Below are 22,476 nucleotides of genomic sequence, written 5' to 3' on the forward strand. Positions count from 1 at the left end.
CCATAGTCCCGGTTGGGGGACTGTGGCCGTGTTCAAGGTCAGGGGTCAGGGCCTTTGGGTGGGTTGGGGTTATGTTGATGGTGGATGGGTCTGTTGTATTGGGGGTGGGGTGTTGACGGGTGCGCAGTGGTTGGGTCTGTGTCCGGTGTTGCGGCAGGTGCCGGCGGGGCGGGCGACGGTGGTTCGGTTGCGTTCGTTGGTGGGTGAGGTGGCTGAGGATGTGGTGGAGTATGCGCGTTCTCGTCCGGCTGATGGTGTGGTCCGGGTGGTGTTGGATGGGGATTTGTTGCGGGGGTCTGGGCTGGAGTTGGGTTTGGTGCCGTATGTGGCTGGGTTGTCGTCGTTGGTGCGTGCCGTGTTGGTGATCGATGCGGGTTTGGTGCGGCCGTTGCCGTCGGCGGCTGAGGCGTTTGCTGCGGTTGACGTTCTGGGTGTTCCGGTGGAGTTTCCGGTGGGGTTGCCGGTGGGGTTGCCGGTGGGGTTGCCGGTGGGGTTGCCGGTTGGTGTGGATGTTGGTGATGACAGCGGCCGGTTGGAGTATCGGGATGCTGGTGGTCGGCCGGTGTCGCGGCGGTCTGCGGTGTCGGTGTGGTTGTGGCCTCGTGGGTATGTTGCGGGAAGCGGCGCTGCCGATCTGTCGTTGGGGACCGGCTTGTTGGGGACCGGCTCGTTGGGGCAGCCTGTGCTCGACCAGTTCGCCACGGACCAGCGGTTGGCAGGCCACGCGCTGGTCTCGCCGGCCAACACGTTCGGCGCGGGCGACGGGTCCGACCACGCCTTCCACGCCGCTACTCACGCCGCTACTCACGCCGCTACTCACGCCGCTACTCACGCCGCTACTCACGCCGCTACTCACGCCGCCGCTGACGCCGCTACTCACGCCGCCGCTGACGCCGCCACTCGCGTTGTTGCCGGTGGGGGCACCGTCGGGCGTGGGGGGCGCGGTCGGGGGGTGAAACGTCGGCGGTCTGTTCAGGGTTCGGTGCAGGGTTCGGTGCAGGGTTCGGTGCAGGGTTCGGTGCAGGGTTCGGTGCAGGGTTCGGTGCAGGGTTCGGTGCAGGGTTCGGTGCAGGGGTCGTCGGGGCGGGTGGAGCGGGTGGAGGTGGTGTGGGCGGCCGATTCTGTTGATGTTGTTGAGGCTGTCGAGGGTCGTTTCGGGCGGCCGGTGACGCCGCCGGGTCGGCCTGATATTGACGGTGGTGGTTCGTTGGGGTTCGCGGCGGTGGGTGTGGAGTTGGAGTTGCCGCGGTTGAAGCTGGCTCGTCCGAAGCGGTCGGGTGGTGGTCTGTTGCTGGGTACGGGGAAGTTCACCGAACTGGTGATGGACGGTCTGTATCGTGACGTGCCGGAGATTGTCACGGTTCCGGTTGGGTTGTTCGGGGACCGGCCGGGCCGGCCTGCCCGGGTTGAGGTGTTCGGGGAGGTGCGGCGGTGGGCGGCGGCGTTGCTGGCCGTCCCGGTGGACGGCCAGCGTCTCGACAGGCTCACCGAGGAGGTCATCGCCGAAGGTCGCGGGTTGGCGCTGGAGCCCAGGTTGGCTGGGACGTTGGTGGTTCCCGATCCCGACGAACCGAGCATCGACGTGGACTACAGCGTGGGTGTGCCGGTCACCCGGCTCGCCGAATTTCTCCGTCTTGCGCTTGAGCGGGCCCGGACGGTGCCGGCGTTCTTTGAGATCACCGCCGCCATGCAGCACACGGTTGACGCGTTGGACTACGCACGGCACGAGGCCGGTCGGCTGCTGCCCGAAGACCCGGGCTCGGCTGAGGTCCTGTCCGGGTTCCTGGCGCTGCTCTACACCCAGATCGCGGCCTTCCTGCACGTCTTCGACGATGACGACAAGGCCGGCAATCCCAAGAGATACACGCTGCTGATGTCCCGTACCTCGATGTCGGGCATCCGCGCGGCCCTGCCCGACGGCCTGGCCGGCATGCTCAAAGAGCATGTGGCAGACCTGATCGACCGCTTCGCGGCACACTTCAACAACCACAACGCAACCTTCGTCGGCCGTGTCGCCCGCAACGATGTGGACACCATCTTCCGCCAGCGACCGTACGGATACGACTTCACGCCGTACCAGTACCTCCGAGCCGCGCTGGGGGCCGGCACCAAACCCATCCACCAGGACAGGCTCCTCGTCCACACGTACTTCCCCGTAACCGACCGCGCCGGCGGGCATCACCTGGCCATCCTCGAAATGCGGTATGCCCTCGGTCAGAACGCCACTGTCGACGAAGCCCTCGACTACGTCGAACAACTCAGCACCCTCCTGGCCCCCCTCCACGACCGCGACATAAGCGACACCCCCACCACCCCCGCTCACCCACAACCCCGCCCACACGACCCACCCACCACGCCGCACGCCAGACCCCACCTGCCGGCCCCGACCAGCCAACCGCTGACCAGCCAACCGTTCGAGCCGGGCGGCGACCCCATCCATCCACGCCGGCCGACCGTCCCCACCCACACCCACACCCACAGCGGCAGTGACACCGACATGCCTGACGCGCTGCCACCGGCCAGCCCAGCCAGTCCCACGGTCAGTGATCCGCCCCTGCTCGTGGTGACTGCTCTCACCGCGATCCACACGCTGGAACGCGGCACCGCCGACCCGGTTCAGCGCACGTCGGTCGAGACCGCGGCACGGTTGTGGACACACATGTTCACCACCCCCGGGAACTTCTCACCCACCGACGTCACCGGCATCGTCGCGTCCGAGGACCCAGCCGGAAGCGGGGGAATCCCCGACCCGGCCCGGGTGGCTCGGACATACCAGCACCTCAAACTGCTGCGGTTGGCAGGCCTGGCCCGACAGGTATCCCACTCCGCCGGCGGCGTGCGCTACCGGCCCGGCCTGCCCCGCACATGGCAAACCAGCGAACACCAACAGATCCAACACTGGACCGGCCAACTCCCCGACCCCGGCCGTACCACCGCCCAACAGCGGATCCCCCCCACCACCACAGCCGACCCACCGCCCGTCCCCACCACCATCGATACAGCACTGCAGAAAACCCCCAACGTGGCTGCCGCGACCGCGCTGCGGTTGTGGGCAGCCCTGCTCACCACGCCGCAAGCGGTCAGCGTCGACGACATCGCCGACGGGAACCTGGGCCCGCTCAACATCAACACGGCGTCCACCGCTAGCAGCTACCTGGGGGCGTTGCAGGCCCAGGGGATGGTCAAGGAAGCCGCCCGTGACGGGAACCGTCAATTCCGCACGGCGGTGATGCCACCCGGCGGTGCCTGGACCGACGAGGACCGGCGGAAGATACGGGACTGGGCCGACAGGCTCCCCGAGTCCGACCACAACTGGGCCCGCAAGCGGATCGACGCACCCGGCCAGGTCATCACCACCACCACCACCACCGCAGCCGACCCACCGCCCGTCCCCACCACCATCGATACAGCACTGCAGAAAACCCGCGGGGTGGTTGCCGCGACCGCGCTGCGGTTGTGGGCAGCCCTGCTCACCACGCCGGAAGCGGTCAGCGTCGACGACATCGCCGCCGGGGACCTGGGCCCGCTCAACATCAACTCGACGCCCGCCGCTGGCCACTACCTGCGGGCGTTGCAGGCCCAGGGGATGGTCAAGGAAGCCGCCCGTGACGGGCACCGTCGACTCCGCACGGCGGTGCTGCCACCCGGCGGTGACTGGACCGACGAGGACCGGCGGAAGATACGGGACTGGGCCGACAGGCTCCCCGAGTCCGACCAGGACTGGGCCCTGCAGCGGATCGACGCACCCGGCAAAGTCATCATCACCACCACCACCACCACCACCACCACCACCGAAGCCGACCCACCGCCCGTCCCCACCACCATCAATACAGCACTGACCGAAACCCCCGAGGTGGCTGCCGCGACCGCGCTGCGGTTGTGGGCAGCCCTGCTCACCACGCCGGAAGCGGTCAGCGCCGACGACATCATCGCCGGGGACCTGGGCCCGCTCAACATCAACACGGCGTCCACCGCTAGCAGGTACCTGGGGGCGTTGCAGGCCCAGGGGATGGTCGAGAAAGTCGCCGGTGCCGGGCGTCGTCGACTCCGCACGGCGGTGCTGCCACCCGGCGGTGACTGGACCGACGAGGACCGGCGGAAGGTACGGGACTGGGCCGACAGGCTCCCCGAGCCCGACCACAACTGGGCCCGCAAGCGGATCGACGCACCCGGCAAAGTCATCACCGCCGCCACCACCGAAGCTTCCACCAGTTCGCCAAAGCCTGCCAAACGTCGCCGAACCATCCCCCCCACCACCACCGCCACCACCACCACCACCACCACCGAAGCCGACCCACCGCCCGTCCCCACCACCATCAATACAGCACTGCAGAAAACCCGCGGGGTGAATGCCGCGACCGCGCTGCGGTTGTGGGCAGCCCTGCTCACCAAGCCGCAAGCGGTCAGCACCGACATCATCGCCGACGGGAAACTGGGCCCGCTCAACATCAACTCGACGTCCGCCGCCGGCAGGTACCTGCGGGCGTTGCAGGCCCAGGGGATGGTCAAGGAAGCCGCCCGTGCCGGGAACCGTCAACTCCACACGGCGGTGATGCCACCCGGCGGCGCCTGGACCAACGAGGACCGGCGGAAGATACGGGTCTGGGCCGACAAGCTCCCCGAGTCCGACCACAACTGGGCCCGCAAGCGGATCGACGCACCCGGCCAGGTCATCACCACCACCACCACCACCGAAGCCGACCCACCGCCCGTCCCCACCACCATCAATACAGCACTGACCGAAACCCCCGAGGTGGATGCCGCGACCGCGCTGCGGTTGTGGGCAGCCCTGCTCACCACGCCGCAAGCGGTCAGCGCTGACCGCATCGCCGCCGGGGACCTGGGCCCGCTCAACATCAACACGGCACCCACCGCTCGCGGATACCTGCGGGCGTTGCAGGCCCAGGGGATGGTCAAGGAAGCCGCCCGTGCCGGGAACCGTCAATTCCACACGGCGGTGATGCCACCCGGCGGTGCCTGGACCGACGAGGACCGGCGGAAGATACGGGACTGGGCCGACAAGCTCCCCGAGTCCGACCAGGACTGGGCCCTCCAGCGGATCAACGAGCCCGGCAAAGTCATCACCACCACCACCACCACCGAAGCCGACCCACCGCCCGTCCCCACCACCATCGATACAGCACTGCAGAAAACCCCCAATGTGGATGCCGCGACCGCGCTGCGATTGTGGGCAGCCCTGCTCACCAAGCCGGAAGCGGTCAGCACCGACGACATCGCCGCCGGGGACCTGGGCCCGCTCAACATCAACACGACGTCCGGCGCTAGCAGATACCTGCAGGCGTTGCAGGCCCAGGGGATGGTCAAGGAAGCCGCCCGTGACGGGAAGCGTCAATTCCACACGGCGGTGATGCCACCCGGCGGTGCCTGGACCGACGAGGACCGGCAGAAGATACGGGACTGGGCCGACAAGCTCCCCGAGCCCGACCAGGACTGGGCCCTCCAGCGGATCAACGAGCCCGGCAAAGTCATCACCACCACCCCCACCGAAGCCGACCCACCGCCCGTCCCCACCACCATCGATACAGCACTGCAGAAAACCCGCAATGTGGATGCCGCGACCGCGCTGCGATTGTGGGCAGCCCTGCTCACCAAGCCGGAAGCGGTCAGCACCGACGACATCGCCGCCGGGGACCTGGGCCCGCTCAACATCAACTCGACGTCCGGCGCTAGCAGATACCTGCAGGCGTTGCAGGCCCAGGGGATGGTCAAGGAAGCCGCCCGTGACGGGAAGCGTCAATTCCACACGGCGGTGCTGCCACCCGGCGGTGACTGGACCGACGAGGACCGGCGGAAGGTACGGGACTGGGCCGACAGGCTCCCCGAGTCCGACCAGGACTGGGCCCTGCAGCGGATCGACGCACCCGGCAAAGTCATCACCGCCGCCACCACCGCCGAAGCTTCCACCAGTTCGCCAAAGCCCGCCAAACGTCGCCGAACCATCCCCACCACCGCCACGGCCGGCCCACCGCCCGTCCCCACCACCATCGCCCCGATCGTCGTCCCCACCGTCGACGGGACCCTGACGCCCACCAACCCCACCACCAACCCCACCACCAACCCCACCACCAACCCCACCACCAACCCCACCACCAACCCCACCACCAACCGCATCGCCGGCCCCATCGCCGCCGACCGGGGTCTCACGCTGATCAGCGCAGACAACGGACGCAACAGCCCGAGCCGGATCGCGTTGCGCGATGCGGCTGCAACGCTACCGTTCCCAGTACTCGCCTTGAACGACCCGGCTGCGCTGCTGGACCTGATCGCTGCAGTCGAATGGCTCCGGTGGCGCGGCCAGGCACCGGTCGTGCTCGTCCCCCAGGGCGAGAACCCAGCAGTGGCACACGCACTGCAACAACAGCAGGTCGCGATCGTGTACCCGAGACCAAGAGGACTCGGACACGAATGGCACATACAGGGACCAGACCAACCAGCAGACCAACCAGCAGACCAACCAGCAGACCAACCAGCAGACCACCTCACCGAGACCGTCACCGAGACCTTTACCGAAGCGCAGCTGCGGCAGGCACTCGAACACGCCCACAACCTGTCCCAGCCCATGCCGATCCCGGACCGACCATCACCAGAACTGGCCGAGTTCCTGTCAGCCACCGACTGGTCCCACGCACAGCAGATACACACCACACACCACCAGGTGCTACACCAGGACGACGCACCACGGCAGATACGCGAGATCACCACCCGGTCACCCAACGACCACCGCCCGAAGATCTTCCAAGCAGTACTGGACCTAGCCCGTGCCGAACACGCCGACCTGGCCTTCAACTACCTGCAAACACCAGACCCAGCCAACCGGCAGCAGCTACTGCTCCGCAACACCCAACACGACAACGAACCGCCCGACCAGCACCGCAAAATGGACCTCTTCATCATCGCCGATCGGCGCAACCTCCTCGCCGAACTGATCAGATCAGCACGGACAACGGACACAAACACAAGCAACAGCGAAACCGCACTACAGATCGCAATGGAAATCACACTGAGCGGAAACACACTGACACTCACCGACACCGAACGCAACGCAATACGCTGCATCGACGCCAACCGCCGCGATGAATGGCTGACCGACCGGCACAGAATCCTCAACCTCATCAACAACGAACTCGGACCAGCCGGCACAGACCTCATCAACACCATCCAGCAACTCGCAAAACTCGTAGTCCAATGTTGACCGCGGGTCTGTAAAACGAACGGTGTAACTCCTGATCAAGGAGCAGCACCTGATGACGGATGTGTTGATCGCTGAGGCCGATACTGGCTCGGTGGCGAAGCGGAAGCCGGCCCGGCCGGACGTGAACGGTGTCGACGCGCAGCTCGTCGCCCAGTTGGTGGAGCAGGCCCGGACGGCCGGGCTGCAGCTGACCGGCGAGGGCGGTCTGCTGCAGCAGCTGACCAAACGGGTGATCGAGTCCGCGCTCGAGGGTGAGATCACCGATCATCTCGGTTATGACAAGGGCGACCCGGCCGGGAAGAACGGCGGGAACTCCCGGGCAAGACGGTCCTGACCGAGGTCGGTCCGGTCGCACGGCCCCGGCGTTGTTCCGGCTTGAGGTGTTCTGTCCGTGTTGAGGATCGGACAGGGCGGGAGTTGTGGGACGAGCGCGACTTCTGATGATCTTTTGGGTGTCTAGCCCGGGTCTTTCGTTAAGGGCTGCCCAGATGCTGGGTCAAAAGAGAACAGGTGCCATCTGAGCTGGGAAGATAGGACTTGTCGAGGGTCCTTGTCCATCCCGCCCGGAGGGCACCTGCATGGTGAAGCGTACCGGAACGCGTCCGAGAATCGTGGTGAGCGCCGACGGTCGTGGCGTGGTCGGTCATGCCGGCGCCAGGCTGCTCGCTGATGTCGCTGATGCGACGGGTCTGACCAGAGCGTGCAGTGAAGCGTTCGCCGGGTTGCGGCAGCGTCGCGGCGGCCACGAACCGGGTCGGATCGCGGTCGATCTGGCGGTGACGCTCGCCGACGGCGGCGAGACGATCTCCGACCTGGCAGTGCTGCGAGACCAGGCAGCCCTGTTCGGACCGGTCGCGTCCGACCCGACCGCATGGCGGCTGCTGTCCATCATGGACACCGCGGTGCTGCGCCGGCTGTCCACCGCGCGAGCACAAGCACGCGAAATCGCGTGGGCTCAACGGATCGACACGTCCGGTGGGCTGCCACAGACCACCGCGGCCGGGCAACCGGTCCCAGGTCTGGTCCTCGACGTCGACGCCTCCATCGTGATCTGCCACTCGGAGAAGGAACAGGCGACCCCGACCTGGAAGAAGTCATTTGGGTACCACCCGTTGTTCTGCTTCCTGGACAACACCCGCGAAGCGCTGTCCGGCATGCTGCGCGAGGGCCGGGCCGGGTCGAACACCACCACCGACCACATCACCGTCCTCGACGATGCCCTCACCCAGATCCCGGACCAGTACCGGCACGGCACCCCGATCCTGATCCGGTCGGACTCCGCCGGGTGTACCCACGGCCTGCTCACCCACATCCGCAGCCTCCGCGACCAGGGAGTCGACGCCCGGTTCTCCGTCGGGGTCGCGATCACCGAACCGATCCGCCACGCGATCCTGACCGTGAAACAGCACAGCCGGTGGGTGCCGGCCCTCGACAGCGACGGCGAACCCCGCGACGGCGCCGACATCTGCGAACTGACCGGCCTCGTCCCGGACGACGGCTACCCACCCGGCACCCGGTTCATCGTCCGCCGCGAAGAGCCGCACCCCGGTGCGCAACTGTCGCTGTTCGACACCGTCGAAGGCCTCCGCCACCAGGTGTTCGCCACCGACACCCCACCCGGCAACGGATCAGTGCAGTACCTCGAGGCCCGCCACCGCGGCCACGCCCGCGTCGAAGACCGCATCCGCACCGGCAAGGACACCGGCTTCGGCCGGTTCCCGTCCCGCGTCTTCACGATCAACCAGGCCTGGCTCCAACTCGCCCTGACCGGCATCGACCTGCTCGCCTGGACCCAGATGCTCCTCCTCGACGAGGCCCTCGCCACCGCCGAACCGAAGAAGCTGCGCTACCGACTCCTGCACGTCGCTGCACGGATCACCCGCACAGCCCGCACCACCCGGCTACGAATCGCCGAAACCTGGCCCTGGGCAACGGATCTCGTCACCGCGTTCGACCGCCTCGCCGCACTCCCGCAACCAATCACCTGAGCACCACACCCAGACCCGACGAACATCCGGAGGAACCCGGCCACGCGCCGGCCCGTCACCACGCCCAGCTGCCGAAACCCCAGCCATCAAAGATCAACACTCCGGATGCAACCCTTGATCAACACCTAGCGAAAGACCGAGGCTAGTCCTGAAGATCATCCGTGGAGTCGCGCTCGTGTCGTCATCTTCCCTGATCGACCCTGTTGTTGGCCACCTTGCTGATCTGGCGTTGTGGGAGGCCGAACTCGCCGCGGACCGGGACGGCGTCGATCCGTTGTCGGTGGCGTCGCCGCTGGTGCAGCGGTTGCGGCAGGTGCCGGACCCGCGCCGGTTACGAGGGCTTCGCCATCCGCTGCTGGTGGTTCTGGTCCTGACCGCGTGCGCGACGCTGGTGGCGGGCAACGACTGCGTGACGGCGATCCGGCAGTTGTTGCCCGGCGTTTTCAATGAGGACGTAGCCGTCGTTCGTGGTGAGGACGGGCGGGCAGAGAAACGCCCCGCCAGCGGTTGCTGGGCGGGGCGTTGGTCATCGCGGTGACGTGCTGCTGATCGTGGTGATGTTGTCATGCTCGCGGTGCCGGATCGGGCTATTCGGTCATGACTTCGCTGATCGCGGCGCGGGTGGAGGATTCGTCGACGATGGCTTTGCCGTCGGCGAACGCGGCGATGAGGGCTTGGACGGCGAGGTTGTTGACGGCGCGGGGGTAGCCGCGGCTGGATTGGTGGATCGCGGTTGCGGCGTCGTCGGAGAACAAGGGGTCGTCGCGGCCGGCGAGGCGCAGGTGATGGCGGAGGTAGGCGGTGGTTTCCTGGCTGGTCATGCCGGGCATGGCGTAGCGCAGGCCGATGCGCTGGTCGAGGGCGGCCAGGACGCCGAGTTTGATGCGTCGGCGCAGGGTGGGTTGGCCGATGAGGAGGCAGGCGAAGGGTGACCAGCGGTCGAGGTCGTGGTTGGTGAGCATGCGGATGCCTTCGAGTTGGTCGTGGTTGAGGAGGTGGGCTTCGTCGATGACGAGGACGGGGGTGCGGCCGCGTTCGGCGTGTTCGCCGGCAAGGGCTTCGGCGGCTTGGGGGACGAGGATGGCCATGTGTGGGTGCGGGACGCCGCCGAGGGCGGTGACGATGGCGTGGTGGATGCCGCGGGCGCCGATGGTGGGGTTGCCGAGGTAGATGATGGTGTGACGGACCTGGTCGAGGGCGGCGAGGGCGGCGCGGACGGCGACGGTTTTGCCGGCGCCGACTTCGCCGGTGATGACGCCGAGGACGCGTTGTTCGACGCACCAGTTGATCCGGGCGACGGCCTCGGCGTGGGCGGCGTGCCGGTGCAGCATGCCCGGTGCCAGGTCACGACCGAACGGCATCCGGGTGAAGCCGTGGTGTGCTTGCAGACGGTCGATCATCGGGTGGTCTCCTCTCCGGGCGTGCTGGTCGGCGTGCTGGGGCCGGTCCGTTGCCCGGTCAGGGCGGTGTAGTTGACCCGGTCGGCCAGTTCGGCCTGGTGGGTGGCGTCGATGAGCTTGAGGTAACCGATCCCCGACGCCGCTGGTGCCGGGTCGGGGGTTTCGGGTTTGGCCTTGGGGTGGGCGTGTCGGCCAATGCGGTGCGGGATGGCCAGCCCGACCGGCTTGCCCTGCAGCCGGACCTCGATGCTGGTCGGGTCGAACGGGTCGAACACGAGCTCGACCCGCCGGCCGGCCAGGCCGCCATCGACCTGGTAGGTGTTGCCGTGCAGGGAGACGGTGCCGGTCTTGGTAACCGTGCGGGCGGCTTCCCAGAGGAACGCCTCGCGCAGCGCGGCCGGGCTGGGCAGCCGAGGCGGGTCACCGGCCTGCCAGCGGTCCAGGGGTGTCTGCCCGGTCTCCGAATGCGTGCGGCGGTGGTACTCGGTCTCGGCCCAGGCGGTGAACAACCGGTTGAGGCTGACCAGATCCGGCACCAGCAGTTCACTGTCCGGTGTGGACAGTTCGACGAGGAACTGTTCACGCACCCGCCGGAAGAACCGTTCGATCTTCCCACGGCCCTGTGGACGGCCCGGGGTGGAGTGCACCAGCTTGATGCCCAGCTTGGCGCAGGCCCGCAGCAGCCACGCGTCGACGAACGCGCTGCCGTTGTCGACGTAGACCCCGGCGGGCACTCCGCGCGAAGCCAGGGCCGGGCGCAGCGCGGCCGCGAGGCGCACGGTGTCCTCGGCGAACCCGAACCGGTGCCCGACCAGCAGCCGGCTGTGATCGTCGAGGAACGCGAACAGGTAGGTCTTGCGCCCGGCGATGACCGGGCCGTGCAGGGCGTCGCCGACCCACAACTCGTTGGGGTGGCTGGCTTCGAACCGGCCGAACACCACGGTCTGCGGCGCCGGGCCGACCAGTTCGAGCCGGTTGAGATGGCGCAGCACCGTGGACTCCGACGGCGCCCAGCCCAGATGCTTGTGCAGGATTCGGGCCACCTGCGCCGCGGTGCGGCCCGGGTTCTCCCGCTTGAGTGCCGCAGCCATGTCCAGGATCTCGGCCGGAGTGCGCGGGGTCGCCTGCCGGGGACTGGGCACCAGGGCGTCGAACCCGCCCCGCCGCCACGCCGTGATCCACCGGTCCAGGGTCGCCCGGGCCACCCGCACCGGCGTCCCGAACGGCCCCGGATGCTCCCGCTCGGCGAGCTGGCGCACCATCCGCCCGCGCTGGCGGGTGGAATACGCCGGGTCGGCAGCCTCCCGGATCAACTGATAGCGCCACAACGCAATCTGCCGGGCGCGGTCGGCCCGCACCCGGACCTCGTCATCAACGGTCGTCAACAACAGCCTCCTCAACACTCGAAGATCGGCAAATGTTGAGGGTTGCCGGTCACACGGCCGCCGACCAGGGCGAACTCGTGTTGATCCACTCCAGCGGCCGATCCGGTGGCCAGTCCGGCGACAACAACCGGCCACCGGACACCGCGCCGGCGACCTGCCACGCCGTCACCATGCGTAGCGCGAACCGGTCGGCCACCGCCCGCGCCGCGGCCTCGATCGCGGCCACGGCATCGGCGAACACCGTCGCGGCCGGGCCGGGCACCACCGGATCGGCCGCCACGGCCACCAGCAGCCCGGTGAACCAGGCCCGGACCTGCTCAGCCTTGCCCGCGAACCGGCGCAGCCAGCCCCTCACCGTCCCCAACGGGCGATCCACCACCGCAGCGACCGGCCGCGCACCCAGCCCGGACGCCGTCGCGGCCAGGGCCCGACCGACCACGCCGATCTCGTCCGCCCGGCGCACCAGCACACCGACCGGCAACAGCACATGCGTCGCCGCGCAGCCCGAGCAGCGAGTACGCCGCGGCCGCACCAGCCACCGCCGGCCCGCCTCACCCCGGATCAGACGCCGCCTCGCCCACCCCCACCCGGTCAACCGGCCCTGACAACCCGGACAACACAGCCCACCCGCCCCGAGCTGCCGTTCGACCCCAGCCGGGTCGTCGTTTACCGTCATCACCAAGGTGCCTCCGCACCGAAGCGGCCCTCCCGAGCGCCTGGCCAAAGGAACACCGGGAGGGCCGCTGCCTGCAGCAACGTCCTCACGGTGATGACGCGCACGAACAAGCGCAACCCCTCCGGGCTGCACCACAGACATCCTCAAGATCAATGACGGACAAGAGCAAACTCGTCGTCACCTTCGGTGACGGCTAACAGCAGTGGGCGGCGCGGACCCCGCAGGATGTCCTGCACCGTCTCGGAGCTCGGCGTAACCCGCTGACCGGCCGGTACCTGGTGCCCAGCGAACGCACCTTCCGGCGGGTCCTGGCCGGCCTGGACGGTGACGCCCTGGATGCGGCGACCTGCGGCTACGCCGCCGACGTGGTGCGTGGTGACGCCCCGCCTCCGGTGATTGCCGCCACCGCTGACGAACCGGCCGAGCGTGAGCAGCGCCGCGCCGCGGTCCGGGCGGTAACCCACCCGGCGCCGGCAGGGCTGCTGCCCGCGGTCGCGATCGACGGGAAGCTCTTGCACGGCACCCGCACCGAAGCTGGGCAGGTGTTCCTGGTCGCCGCGGTCACCCACGAGCGCGGGGTGATCCTGGGTCAGCGCCAGGTCGGCGACAAGCGAGGCGAGACCACCGTGATCCCCGACCTGCTCGCACCCCTGGACGTGGCCGGCATGCTGCTGACCCTCGACGCGCTGCACACGACGAAGCAGACCGCCCGGCTGATCACCGGACCGCTGAACGCCCACTACCTGCTGATCCTGAAGGGTAACCAGCCCCTCGCGCTGCAGGCCGCGCAAGCGCTGCTATCCGGCACCGACACCGAGTTCGCCGACCGCACCAGCGTCACCGACGATCGGGGACACGGACGTACCGAACGCCGGACCCTACGCGTCGCACCCTGCCACGACACGGTGTTCCCCGGCGCCCGGCAAGTCTTCCGGCTACGCCGCGACACCGGCGGCCTCGACGGCGTACGCACCAGCAAAGAAATCATCCACGGCATCGTCAGCCTCGACGCAGAGCAGGCCACCCCGGCACACCTCAACCACTACGCGAGAGGGCACTGGACTGTCGAGGACCGTCTACATCGGACCCGGGACGTGACCTTCCATGAGGACGACTCCCAGCTCAGAACCGGCACCGCACCACGCGCTGCGGCCACCTTCCGCAACCTGGCCCTGAACACCTTCCGCCTCGCCGGACGCGCCAACATCGCCCACGCCCGCCGCGACCTACACGACCGCACCGACACCTTCGCCGTCTACGGCATCTAACAAACCGTGATCAAAACCGACAAAGAAGAACAACGCCGGGGCCGTGGGTCCGGTCGAGCTCGCGGTGCCACGCGATCGGGACGGCAGTTTCGAGCCGCAGATCGTGCGGAAGCGGCAACGTAGGTTGACCGGGGTCGAGGACATGGTGATCTCGTTGTCGGCCAAGGGATTGACGACTGGGGAGATCGCCGCGCACCTGGCCGAGGTGTACGGCGCGGATGTGTCCCGGCAGACGATCTCCACGATCACCGACAAGGTCGTGGAGGGGATGACGGAGTGGCAGAACCGGCCCCTGGACCCGGTCTACCCGGCGATCTTCCTCGACGCGATCCACGTGAAGATCCGGGACGGGAAGGTCGCGAACCGGCCGATCTACGTCGCCCTGGCCGTGACGGTCGAGGGCACCCGGGACATCCTGGGGTTGTGGGCCGGCGACGGCGGTGAGGGCGCCAAGTTCTCATAGTAGGTCCCAGGTCCGGGACCGCTCCTTTGGGAGAGTGGGCTGATCTTTCCCCTGAAGGAGGTTGATATGGCGAGCTTCGCCGGTGGTGTCGCTCAGGCTGGCTATGTGGATCGCATCCGTGATCTGGCGCCGCAGCGCTGTCTGGTGGTCCCGGTCGACGTCGGTAAGCGCACCGCGGTGGCTCTGGTCGCTGACCACTATGGACAGATCATCGTTGCGCCGTTCGAGTTCGACCTCACCGTCTCCGGCGCTGGGAAGCTCGTGACGACTATCGCCGCTACGCGGCAGCGGGTGGGTGCCGAAAGCGTGCGGTGGGCATCGAAGCCGCCGGGCACTACCACCAAGCTCTCGCCACCACGTTACGCAGCAACGGGTTCGACGTGGTCGAGTTGAACCCGTACCAGGTCAAGATGGCCAGGGCTCAGCTCGGAGCTGCGCGGGTCAAGACCGACGTGCGGGACTGCACGGCTATGGTCGAGCTGCTGGTGCGGGGGCAGGGCTGGCCGCTGCACCGCCAGGACGGCGCGATGGCTGAGCAGGTCGTATGGGTGGCCCACCGCCGGCGCAAGTTGGCCGCCGCGCAGGCGTTGGGCAGCCAGGTCCACGCCCTGGCCGATCTGGCGTTCCCGGGCCTGACCGGGTGTTTCACCACCGGCCTGGAGGCCAAGACGTTGCGGATGCTGCTGGCCACGCTGCCCGACCCGGCGCGGGTGACCGCCATGAGCGCCGAGGAACTGGTGCACCACGCCCGATCCCGTCAGGTGCGGATGACCCGCCCGAAAGCGGCCCAGGTCATCGCCGCGGCGGGCGAGGCGATGTGCGTGCCCGACGCGCAACGCGCCGCCGCAGCGCGACTGCTCGCCGCGGAGGTCGAGGTGTTCGACGCCCTGCAACGCGACCTGGCCGCCTGCGACCAGCGCCTGGCGCAGCTGCTGCCCGACACACCCGCCGGGGTGCTGACCTCGATACCCGGCGTCGGGACACTCACCGCCTCCTACTACGGCGCAGCCCTGGGCGATCCCGCCCGGTTCGCCAACGCCGGCGCGGCCTACCGCTACTCCGGTCTGGCCCCCACCAGCTACGAGTCGGCTGGACGGCGCACCGCCAAGGTGAAGATCAGCAAGGTCGGCTCGGTCGAGTTACGGCAGGCGATGATCGCCCTGGGCACCGGGATCGCCTTGCACCACAACGATTTCGCCGCCTACAAGCGCCGGCTGGTCGACGCGGGGAAGAAGCCGATGGTGGCCGCCATCGCCGTGGCGCACCGCGCCCACCGGCTTGCGTTCGCGGTGATCCGATCGCAGCAGCCCTACGACCCGGCCAAGTGGGCAGCCAGCACCTCCGGCCGTCAGCGGCGAGACCGGTCCGCCATGGCCGCCGACCCGGCGACCGCTGCGACGTAACCGGTCTCAGCAGCCACCATAAACCCCGGGGTCGACCGGATGCAGTCTCCTTGCGGCACGACCGCAAGGCCGAAGGTGGCAGGGGCCGGAGCGACGTCGTCAAGCATCAGCAGCCGAGCCTGGACTGCGTAGCCAGCAAGACGTCCGGTCTCTTCCGCTCACGCGAGTGCGCACAACAGCCAGCGTCACGAACGCGACTACATGAGTAAGCACCGCACCGGAAACGCCGCCACGCACCCAGCACCACTCCGGCCATAGAGATCAACAACCTGGCCATCACGTCAGGTCGGAGAAACACGCCCAACAGGCCCTTGACATGTGCTTCAGAACAGCTGGCTCCGCGTGTTGACCGAGATCCGCAACCGCGGCACCCAGGACGTGTGCATCGTCGTCTGCGACGGGCTGAAGGGCCTGCCCGACGCGGTCGCCACCGTCTGGCCCCGCACGGTGGTCCAGACGTGCATCGTGCACCTACTGCGAAACTCGTTCAAATACGCCTCTCGCAAGGACTGGACCGCGATCGCCGCCGCGCTCAAGCCGGTCTACACCGCGCCGTCGGAGCAGGCCGCCCTGGACCGGTTCGCCGAGTTCGCCGCCACCTGGGAACAGAAGTACCCGGCGATCGTCCGGTTGTGGACCAACGCCTGGGCGGAGATGGTGCCGTTCCTGGCCTTCCACACCGACATCCGGTCGATCATCTGCACCACCAACGCCATCGAGAGTCTCAACGCCCGGTTCCGCCGCGCGGTCAACGCCCGTGGCCACTTCCCCAACGAGCTGGCCGCGATGAAGATCCTCTACCTCACCGTCATGTCCCTGGACCCCACCGGCCGCGGCCGGCAACGCTGGTCCAACCGCTGGAAACAGGCATTGAACGCCTTCGAGATCACCTTCGACGGACGCCTCTCCAACCCCCGCACATAGACACCCACAACTACCGAAACCCAGACCTGAACAACACTTCCACCGTTAAGTTGGCTCTGGCGCGAAGAGGGTGGTCGGCGGTTGGTGACCTTATGCCAGCAGGATCCGCTGTCGTAGGAGCGCGAATCCGGCTCGGCCGTACGTCTGGCGTTTCAGGAACTTGACCTTGGTGTTGGCGCCTTCCATGGGGCCGTTGCTGTAGGGCAGGGTCAGCCCGGCCGCGACCGCTGGCAGGTCCGTCCGCAGTCCGTGGGTGAACGTGTGCAGGGCGGGCGGGTCGTCGGTTTCGATGGTGGTCATCCAGGTGTCGAGGTCTTGTCCGCGGCGGGTGGTGAGCAGGCCGGCGAACTCGCGGACCCGTTCGGCCAGGGTGGTCAGGTGCGGGCACGTGGCGAGAAGGTCGTCGAGGTGATTGTGGTGGTGGGTGGGGAGCTTGTCCGGTCTGGTCATCAGCCAGGAGACCAGGCGGCGTGGTGACGGCGGGGTGCGTTCGGCGTCGGCGCGGCCCTGGTTGGGGTAGCGCACGAGCAGGTTGTGGCTGCCGGTGTAGCCCAGATCGCGGATTTCGGCCAGCAGTCGGGTCACCGCGACGTCGGGCTGCTCGGCGAGGCGGCGGCGCAGGTGATCGCGGTACGCATCGACGAGTGTCTGCCGGTACCTCGGTGGCCGCCGCAGCTCGTCGGCGGTCGCTGCGCGGGCGTAGCGCTTGACAGTGTTGAGTGCCCAGCCCAGCTGGCGGGCGCATTCCAGCAGACCGACGCCCTGCTCGAGCAGAGCGTGCACGGCGGCGTGCCGGGTCTTGGTGCGTTCGTCGAGTGCCGTGCTCTGGCGGGGTGGGCCGGTGTGCCAGCAGCTGCTGTGTGCGGTCACGGTCTTCTCGACCGCCTTGGCGAGGTTGTTCCACAGATGCCAGCGGTCACTGACCTGCACCGCCTGTGGTGCCCCGGCGCGGATCGCTTCGGCGTAGGCTGCGGACCCGTCGCGACAGACCACCTCGACATCGGGATGCTCGCGCAGCCATGCCGCGAGGGTGGCGGCCTTGCGGTCGGGTAGCACGTCGATACGGCGGTGGGTGACCGCGTCGATGAGCAGGGTCGCGTATCGGCGGCCGCGGCGCAGCGCGAAGTCGTCCACGCTCAGCACGGCCGGTGCCGGACCGGCCGGGGTCGGGATGCCCATGAGCACCCGCAGCACCGTGCTGCGGGAGACGCGCACGCCGAGCCGGGACAGCACTGCGGCACCGGACCTGCCGGCCACGACCACGGCCAGGTCCGCGATCAGCGCGGTCAGCTGCCGGGTACGTCGAGCCCACCGGTGCGCCAGCGCGGGTACCTGTTCCCGGAACGTGCGTCGCGCACAGCCGGCGGTCTGGCACACCAGACGCCGCACCCGCAGCTCAACGACCACGCCACGGCCGCGGCCGGCAAATCGGCCAGCCGCCGGAGGTGATAGGCGTGCACGCGTCCGGTCGGCTGAGCACACTGCGGACACACCACCGCCACCGTCGGCATCCGAGCTCTGACCAGCAGCGTCGATCCTTGCTCCACCACCGCATCGATCAACAGCGAGGACAGCTGAGGCAACAACACCTTGATCACGTCGGAGGCACACCGGCATGGAGTGTGCCCTACCGCGACCGACCACTAAGGACAGACCCCACCACCGTCTCTGCGCCAGAGCCGAATTTCTTACAGTCCCGCGTCGGGCTCGGCTGGTCGAGCGCCCGGACCCGGGAATGGCGCCGGTCCGGCTGCGTGCCGTTCGCAGCTGACCGGCGTCTATGACGACCGTAGATTGTTCGCATTGCGGGTCTCGACGTTGACGTAGTTGTCATACGTCGTCTGCATACGGACGATGGCCTCGTCAAGCACCCGCATGAGGTGTTCGCTGCTCCTGACGACCTCGTTCATGTACTCGCGGTATGCGTCGGCCGCCGGGCCGGTCCACAACTGCGGCGCGCTGCGGATCCAGTACAACAGCTCTGTCATGAACCCGTCGAGGATGAACCGTCGATGCTTCACGTACTGGATTCCGTCCAGGAGCTTGGGCAGGTCCGTCGCGAAGGTGATGAGTGTCTTGTCACCCTTACCAATCGTCACGGGGGCACCGTTGCCGTCGTAGCGGACCCAGGATCCGTCCTTCGTCTGGTACTTGGTCTGGTCGCCGGGCAGGTACGCGATCCGGTACTCGACGCCTTCGCTGATCATCTTGGTCGGCCTGAGCGTCTTCTGGTCGAAGTCCGTGTAGGTGACCCCGCCGCGCACCACCACAACCGGCACATTGTCGGCGTTGAACTCTATGTAGTCCTTGTCGCCGACATTCATGCGTGAGGTCTTGTCGGGGTTGTAGGTGATGGTGACGGGGATGGGGTCTTTGCCGCCGGGGCCGTCGGGGTCGTAGGTGCCTTGGGTTGGTTGGCCGGCGTTGTTGAATTTGGTGTATTCGTAGGGTCCGGAGCGTAGGGAGATGGTGTCGCCGGCGGTGTTGGTGGTGATGATGGTGGCGGTTGGGCCGGTGCCGGTGGTTTGGGTGGTGGTGTGGTCGGGGTTGTAGGTGATGGTGACGGGGATGGGGTCTTTGCCGCCGGGGCCGTCGGGGTCGTAGGTGCCTTGGGTTGGTTGGCCGGCGTTGTTGAATTTGGTGTATTCGTAGGGTCCGGAGCGTAGGGAGATGGTGTCGCCGGCGGTGTTGGTGGTGATGATGGTGGCGGTTGGGCCGGTGCCGGTGGTTTGGGTGGTGGTGTGGTCGGGGTTGTAGGTGATGGTGACGGGGATGGGGTCTTTGCCGCCGGGGCCGTCGGGGTCGTAGGTGCCTTGGGTTGGTTGGCCGGCGTTGTTGAATTTGGTGTATTCGTAGGGTCCGGAGCGTAGGGAGATGGTGTCGCCGGCGGTGTTGGTGGTGATGATGGTGGCGGTTGGGCCGGTGCCGGTGGTTTGGGTGGTGGTGTGGTCGGGGTTGTAGGTGATGGTGACGGGGATGGGGTCTTTGCCGCCGGGGCCGTCGGGGTCGTAGGTGCCTTGGGTTGGTTGGCCGGCGTTGTTGAATTTGGTGTATTCGTAGGGTCCGGAGCGTAGGGAGATGGTGTCGCCGGCGGTGTTGGTGGTGATGATGGTGGCGGTTGGGCCGGTGCCGGTGGTTTGGGTGGTGGTGTGGTCGGGGTTGTAGGTGATGGTGACGGGGATGGGGTCTTTGCCGCCGGGGCCGTCGGGGTCGTAGGTGCCTTGGGTTGGTTGGCCGGCGTTGTTGAATTTGGTGTATTCGTAGGGTCCGGAGCGTAGGGAGATGGTGTCGCCGGCGGTGTTGGTGGTGATGATGGTGGCGGTTGGGCCGGTGCCGGTGGTTTGGGTGGTGGTGTGGTCGGGGTTGTAGGTGATGGTGACGGGGATGGGGTCTTTGCCGCCGGGGCCGTCGGGGTCGTAGGTGCCCCGCAACGGCCTGTCCTCGGCGTCGAATTCCGTGAACGTGAACCCGTCCCCCGGCGATGGCCTGCTCACCGCTGCACCACCGAGCTGGCGGGCAGCGCCTGGAAGCGCACGGGCAGCGTCTGGAGGCGCACGGGCACCGCACGCACGACCCGGCGAATCGATTGGGCGTGGGCGACCGCGGCCATCGGCACGCGCATCGGATGGGGGAGCCGTCCGGCGAGAACGCGGCGTAGCACCGCCGCCGGTGCGGACGGGAGCCGCACCACGGTGGGTGGCAACGGCAGGCTCGCAGGTGAGGCGATCGGCTCAAGAGGCGGGGTCTGCGGTGTGACGACAAAGTTGTCCATCTATACCGTCCTCGTCATCGGCTCAGCGGAAACAACATTCCGGGCGGTGGTGCGCAGGGCTGACGAGGCCGTCGTGGCCCGCGCCGGCGCGGAGGCAGTGAAGCACCGAGGGTAGCCAGACCCGGGAGAGCAACCACAAGCCCTTGTCGGGATGCGTCTCGAGGTCACCGTGACTGGGACGTTGCCGGTGACCGGCTCACCGGACGCACCATCGTGACAGCGGTGACGAGACGACGGGAGTCAACATGGGTGCCGACTACAACACGGGCGGAGCGTTCACGGTCGACCAGAAGTCGCTCGACCGTGTCGGCTTCGCTGTCAACAACCTCCGCAAGGAGATCAGCGAGGAACTTGTCCTGATCAACAAGCGGTGGAGTGAGCTGGCGATCGGCTGGGCCGGGCCGACCCAGCAGCGGGCAGATGAGTTCCGCGCGCTGTACAACGCGGTGATCATCGACTTCTTTGGGGAGAATCCCGACGACGACGAGGCGAAGGCCGATGGCGTCATCGAGCCGGGTGCGCTCAACCGGTTTGCTGCCGCCATCTCCGGTGCGGCGGCCATCTACGAACTGACGGAACAGAATCTCTACTACAACTTCAAATGGATGGCCGACCTCGTCACCGACCCGAATCACGACGTGCGGCGCGACAAGATCCCGCAGGGCATGGAGTACCCGGCCGGGGGCACGGAGACAGGGGCGAACACCGGCGACCGGCGGTACTTCGACGGTCCGATCCAGGAGTACAACCAGCCGCCGCTGTAAGCGTCATCTGTCGGCGGACCGGCCCGGATCGCCGCCGAACACCTGGCCGAACTCGCCCAGGTAGTCGCCGATGGGGCGTAACCGTTCCTCCGCCTGCTGCTGCAGCTTGGCCGAGGCACTCGCGTGCGCCTCACGGATGAGGGCCTCCAGCGCACCGACGTCCCGCGGGTCGACGGCCCTGGGATCAATGCGCAGGTCACGCATGGCGCCGTGCATCGTCAACGTCATGGTGACCAGCCCGTTGCCGACCGACACGGTGGCCGCCGCGTCCTGCATGCCCGCTTGCATCTGCTCAAGTTGGTCGCGAAGCGCTGCGGTCCTCGCCATCATTGCATCCAGGTCCGAGGCCATCTCACCCTCCCTATGCGGCCGGCGCCGTGCCGGCCCCAGGATCGACCCTCGCACCAACCGCGGGACGACGACAAAGTCCCTTTCCGGCTGTCCTCAGCGGCGAACCTGGCGAAGAGCAAGAGCGGCGCAGTTTCGACGGCCGGCCGTCCGGACGATCTCGCTCGCGCCTGAACCCGGACGTCCCCCTGCTCGTTACACGGGCACGAACCCGAACGAGGAGGATTCCATGCTTGCTGTCGCCGTTGTGGACGACCGCCCGGTCCGGCGGGCCGGGTTGGAGAAGTTCATCTCCGACACGGTCGGCCTTGAGGTCGCGCGGTCGGTGGCGGGCGCCGGTGACCTCGATTCCGCGACGGGGTTCGATGTGGCCATCCTCGACCTGCGGCCGCAGGCGAGCAGCCCTTCCCTGGCGGCGATCGAGAAGCTCGGCGCCCAGGCGCCGGTCGTCGTCAGCTCCTCATGGGATCGGCCGCTGACGTTCGGGGCGGTGCTGCGGGCCGGCGCGTGCGGGTTCGTGTCCAGTTACTCCGAGGGGCCGAGCATCGTCGCCGCCCTCCAGACGGTTGGCCTCGGCGGGTTCTACGTCTCGCCGGACCTCACCAGCCGGTTCCGCAGCGAGATCGTCCGCAACGTCAACGAGGACCCGGCCGGGCTTGCCCCACGCGAGGTGGAGACACTGCGGTGGATCGCGCGCGGCCTCACGCACGCCCAGATCGCCGGGCGGATGGGGCTGACCGAAGCGACCGTCAACACCTACGCGAAGCGCATCCGGGCAAAGCTCAACGCCGGCAACAAAGCCGAGCTGACCCGGCTCGCCATCGAGCTCGGCCACGTGCCCGGCGACCTCCGACGCTACCCGGCCGCCTGAG

14 protein-coding genes and 4 pseudogenes are annotated in these 22,476 nt (G+C 68.0%); 11 read left to right on the forward strand and 7 right to left on the reverse strand.

Annotated features, from left to right (window positions below):
• Positions 1–28: 28 nt before the first annotated feature.
• The 4 genes and pseudogenes from ACQEVZ_RS39930 to ACQEVZ_RS39945 all read left to right on the forward strand — a co-directional run bounded on the left by ACQEVZ_RS39930 (position 29) and on the right by ACQEVZ_RS39945 (position 9,739).
• Positions 29–7,213, forward strand: a complete 7,185-nt coding sequence (locus tag ACQEVZ_RS39930) for a hypothetical protein (RefSeq protein WP_433376401.1) — start codon at positions 29–31, stop codon at positions 7,211–7,213.
• A gap of 52 nt (positions 7,214–7,265) precedes the next feature.
• A pseudogene (locus ACQEVZ_RS39935) lies at positions 7,266–7,532 on the forward strand (IS256 family transposase); the annotation flags it as partial.
• Between the two features lie 259 nt (positions 7,533–7,791).
• Complete coding sequence (locus tag ACQEVZ_RS39940; protein ID WP_433376404.1) at positions 7,792–9,201, forward strand: IS1380 family transposase; 1,410 nt, start codon at positions 7,792–7,794, stop codon at positions 9,199–9,201.
• Between the two features lie 175 nt (positions 9,202–9,376).
• On the forward strand, positions 9,377–9,739 hold the full coding sequence (locus ACQEVZ_RS39945; protein ID WP_433376407.1) for a transposase family protein: 363 nt from the start codon (positions 9,377–9,379) through the stop codon (positions 9,737–9,739).
• A 49-nt stretch (positions 9,740–9,788) separates the two neighbouring features.
• On the opposite strand, the gene ACQEVZ_RS39950 is transcribed toward ACQEVZ_RS39945, so the two are convergent.
• The 3 genes from ACQEVZ_RS39950 to ACQEVZ_RS39960 are packed head-to-tail and all read right to left on the reverse strand — an operon-like array spanning position 9,789 to position 12,803.
• Complete coding sequence (locus ACQEVZ_RS39950; RefSeq protein ID WP_433376252.1) at positions 9,789–10,601, reverse strand: ExeA family protein; 813 nt, start codon at positions 10,599–10,601, stop codon at positions 9,789–9,791.
• The gene (locus ACQEVZ_RS39955; protein WP_433376255.1) at positions 10,598–11,986 is read right to left on the reverse strand and encodes a DDE-type integrase/transposase/recombinase; all 1,389 of its coding nucleotides are present in this window, start codon (positions 11,984–11,986) and stop codon (positions 10,598–10,600) included. The genes ACQEVZ_RS39950 and ACQEVZ_RS39955 overlap by 4 nt, the downstream gene beginning before the upstream one ends.
• 49 nt (positions 11,987–12,035) lie before the next feature.
• Positions 12,036–12,803 (reverse strand): DUF6431 domain-containing protein, encoded by a 768-nt coding sequence (locus ACQEVZ_RS39960; protein ID WP_433376258.1) that lies wholly within the window; start codon positions 12,801–12,803, stop codon positions 12,036–12,038.
• A 137-nt stretch (positions 12,804–12,940) separates the two neighbouring features.
• Here ACQEVZ_RS39960 and ACQEVZ_RS39965 point away from each other — a divergent pair, with 137 nt between their 5' ends.
• The 5 genes and pseudogenes from ACQEVZ_RS39965 to ACQEVZ_RS39985 form a co-directional block, all read left to right on the forward strand.
• On the forward strand, positions 12,941–13,930 hold the full coding sequence (locus tag ACQEVZ_RS39965; RefSeq protein WP_433376410.1) for an ISAs1 family transposase: 990 nt from the start codon (positions 12,941–12,943) through the stop codon (positions 13,928–13,930).
• A gap of 40 nt (positions 13,931–13,970) precedes the next feature.
• A pseudogene (locus ACQEVZ_RS39970) lies at positions 13,971–14,387 on the forward strand (IS256 family transposase); the annotation flags it as partial.
• A gap of 72 nt (positions 14,388–14,459) precedes the next feature.
• The gene (locus ACQEVZ_RS39975; protein WP_433376398.1) at positions 14,460–14,786 is read left to right on the forward strand and encodes a hypothetical protein; all 327 of its coding nucleotides are present in this window, start codon (positions 14,460–14,462) and stop codon (positions 14,784–14,786) included.
• The gene (locus ACQEVZ_RS39980; RefSeq protein WP_433376395.1) at positions 14,705–15,796 is read left to right on the forward strand and encodes an IS110 family transposase; all 1,092 of its coding nucleotides are present in this window, start codon (positions 14,705–14,707) and stop codon (positions 15,794–15,796) included. The genes ACQEVZ_RS39975 and ACQEVZ_RS39980 overlap by 82 nt, the downstream gene beginning before the upstream one ends.
• Positions 15,797–16,129: 333 nt before the next feature.
• A pseudogene (locus ACQEVZ_RS39985) lies at positions 16,130–16,720 on the forward strand (IS256 family transposase); the annotation flags it as partial.
• A gap of 90 nt (positions 16,721–16,810) precedes the next feature.
• Here the strand turns inward: ACQEVZ_RS39985 and ACQEVZ_RS39990 are convergent.
• The 3 genes and pseudogenes from ACQEVZ_RS39990 to ACQEVZ_RS40000 form a co-directional block, all read right to left on the reverse strand.
• Positions 16,811–18,318, reverse strand: a pseudogene (locus ACQEVZ_RS39990) (ISL3 family transposase).
• A 180-nt stretch (positions 18,319–18,498) separates the two neighbouring features.
• Positions 18,499–20,151 (reverse strand): WXG100 family type VII secretion target, encoded by a 1,653-nt coding sequence (locus ACQEVZ_RS39995; RefSeq protein WP_433376413.1) that lies wholly within the window; start codon positions 20,149–20,151, stop codon positions 18,499–18,501.
• Positions 20,152–20,210: 59 nt separating this feature from the next.
• A complete protein-coding gene (locus ACQEVZ_RS40000; RefSeq protein ID WP_433376416.1) occupies positions 20,211–20,492 on the reverse strand; it encodes a hypothetical protein in 282 nt (93 codons plus the stop codon).
• A 245-nt stretch (positions 20,493–20,737) separates the two neighbouring features.
• Here ACQEVZ_RS40000 and ACQEVZ_RS40005 point away from each other — a divergent pair, with 245 nt between their 5' ends.
• Entirely contained in the window at positions 20,738–21,256 is a 519-nt protein-coding gene (locus ACQEVZ_RS40005) for a hypothetical protein (protein WP_433376418.1), read from the forward strand.
• 3 nt (positions 21,257–21,259) lie between these two features.
• Here the strand turns inward: ACQEVZ_RS40005 and ACQEVZ_RS40010 are convergent, their stop codons facing one another.
• Positions 21,260–21,607, reverse strand: a complete 348-nt coding sequence (locus ACQEVZ_RS40010; RefSeq protein WP_433376421.1) for a YbaB/EbfC family nucleoid-associated protein — start codon at positions 21,605–21,607, stop codon at positions 21,260–21,262.
• Between the two features lie 226 nt (positions 21,608–21,833).
• Between ACQEVZ_RS40010 and ACQEVZ_RS40015 the strand changes: the two genes are divergently transcribed.
• Positions 21,834–22,475 carry a response regulator transcription factor gene (locus tag ACQEVZ_RS40015; protein WP_433376424.1) on the forward strand — a complete coding sequence of 214 codons (642 nt, stop codon included), beginning with the start codon at positions 21,834–21,836 and terminating at the stop codon, positions 22,473–22,475.
• Position 22,476: the final 1 nt, after the last annotated feature.

Origin of the sequence: Dactylosporangium sp. CA-152071 (assembly GCF_050936335.1) — a bacterium.
Taxonomy (GTDB): Bacteria; Actinomycetota; Actinomycetes; order Mycobacteriales; family Micromonosporaceae; genus Dactylosporangium; species Dactylosporangium maewongense.

Bases quoted from the DNA above. Each gene is read 5' to 3' on its own strand.
- ACQEVZ_RS40000 (WP_433376416.1), bottom strand. From the start codon at position 20,492: ATGGACAACTTTGTCGTCACACCGCAGACCCCGCCTCTTGAGCCGATC.
- ACQEVZ_RS39950 (WP_433376252.1), bottom strand. From the start codon at position 10,601: ATGATCGACCGTCTGCAAGCACACCACGGCTTCACCCGGATGCCGTTC.
- ACQEVZ_RS40005 (WP_433376418.1), top strand. From the start codon at position 20,738: ATGGGTGCCGACTACAACACGGGCGGAGCGTTCACGGTCGACCAGAAG.
- ACQEVZ_RS40015 (WP_433376424.1), top strand. From the start codon at position 21,834: ATGCTTGCTGTCGCCGTTGTGGACGACCGCCCGGTCCGGCGGGCCGGG.
- ACQEVZ_RS40010 (WP_433376421.1), bottom strand. From the start codon at position 21,607: ATGGCCTCGGACCTGGATGCAATGATGGCGAGGACCGCAGCGCTTCGC.
- ACQEVZ_RS39975 (WP_433376398.1), top strand. From the start codon at position 14,460: ATGGCGAGCTTCGCCGGTGGTGTCGCTCAGGCTGGCTATGTGGATCGC.
- ACQEVZ_RS39940 (WP_433376404.1), top strand. From the start codon at position 7,792: ATGGTGAAGCGTACCGGAACGCGTCCGAGAATCGTGGTGAGCGCCGAC.
- ACQEVZ_RS39960 (WP_433376258.1), bottom strand. From the start codon at position 12,803: ATGTCTGTGGTGCAGCCCGGAGGGGTTGCGCTTGTTCGTGCGCGTCAT.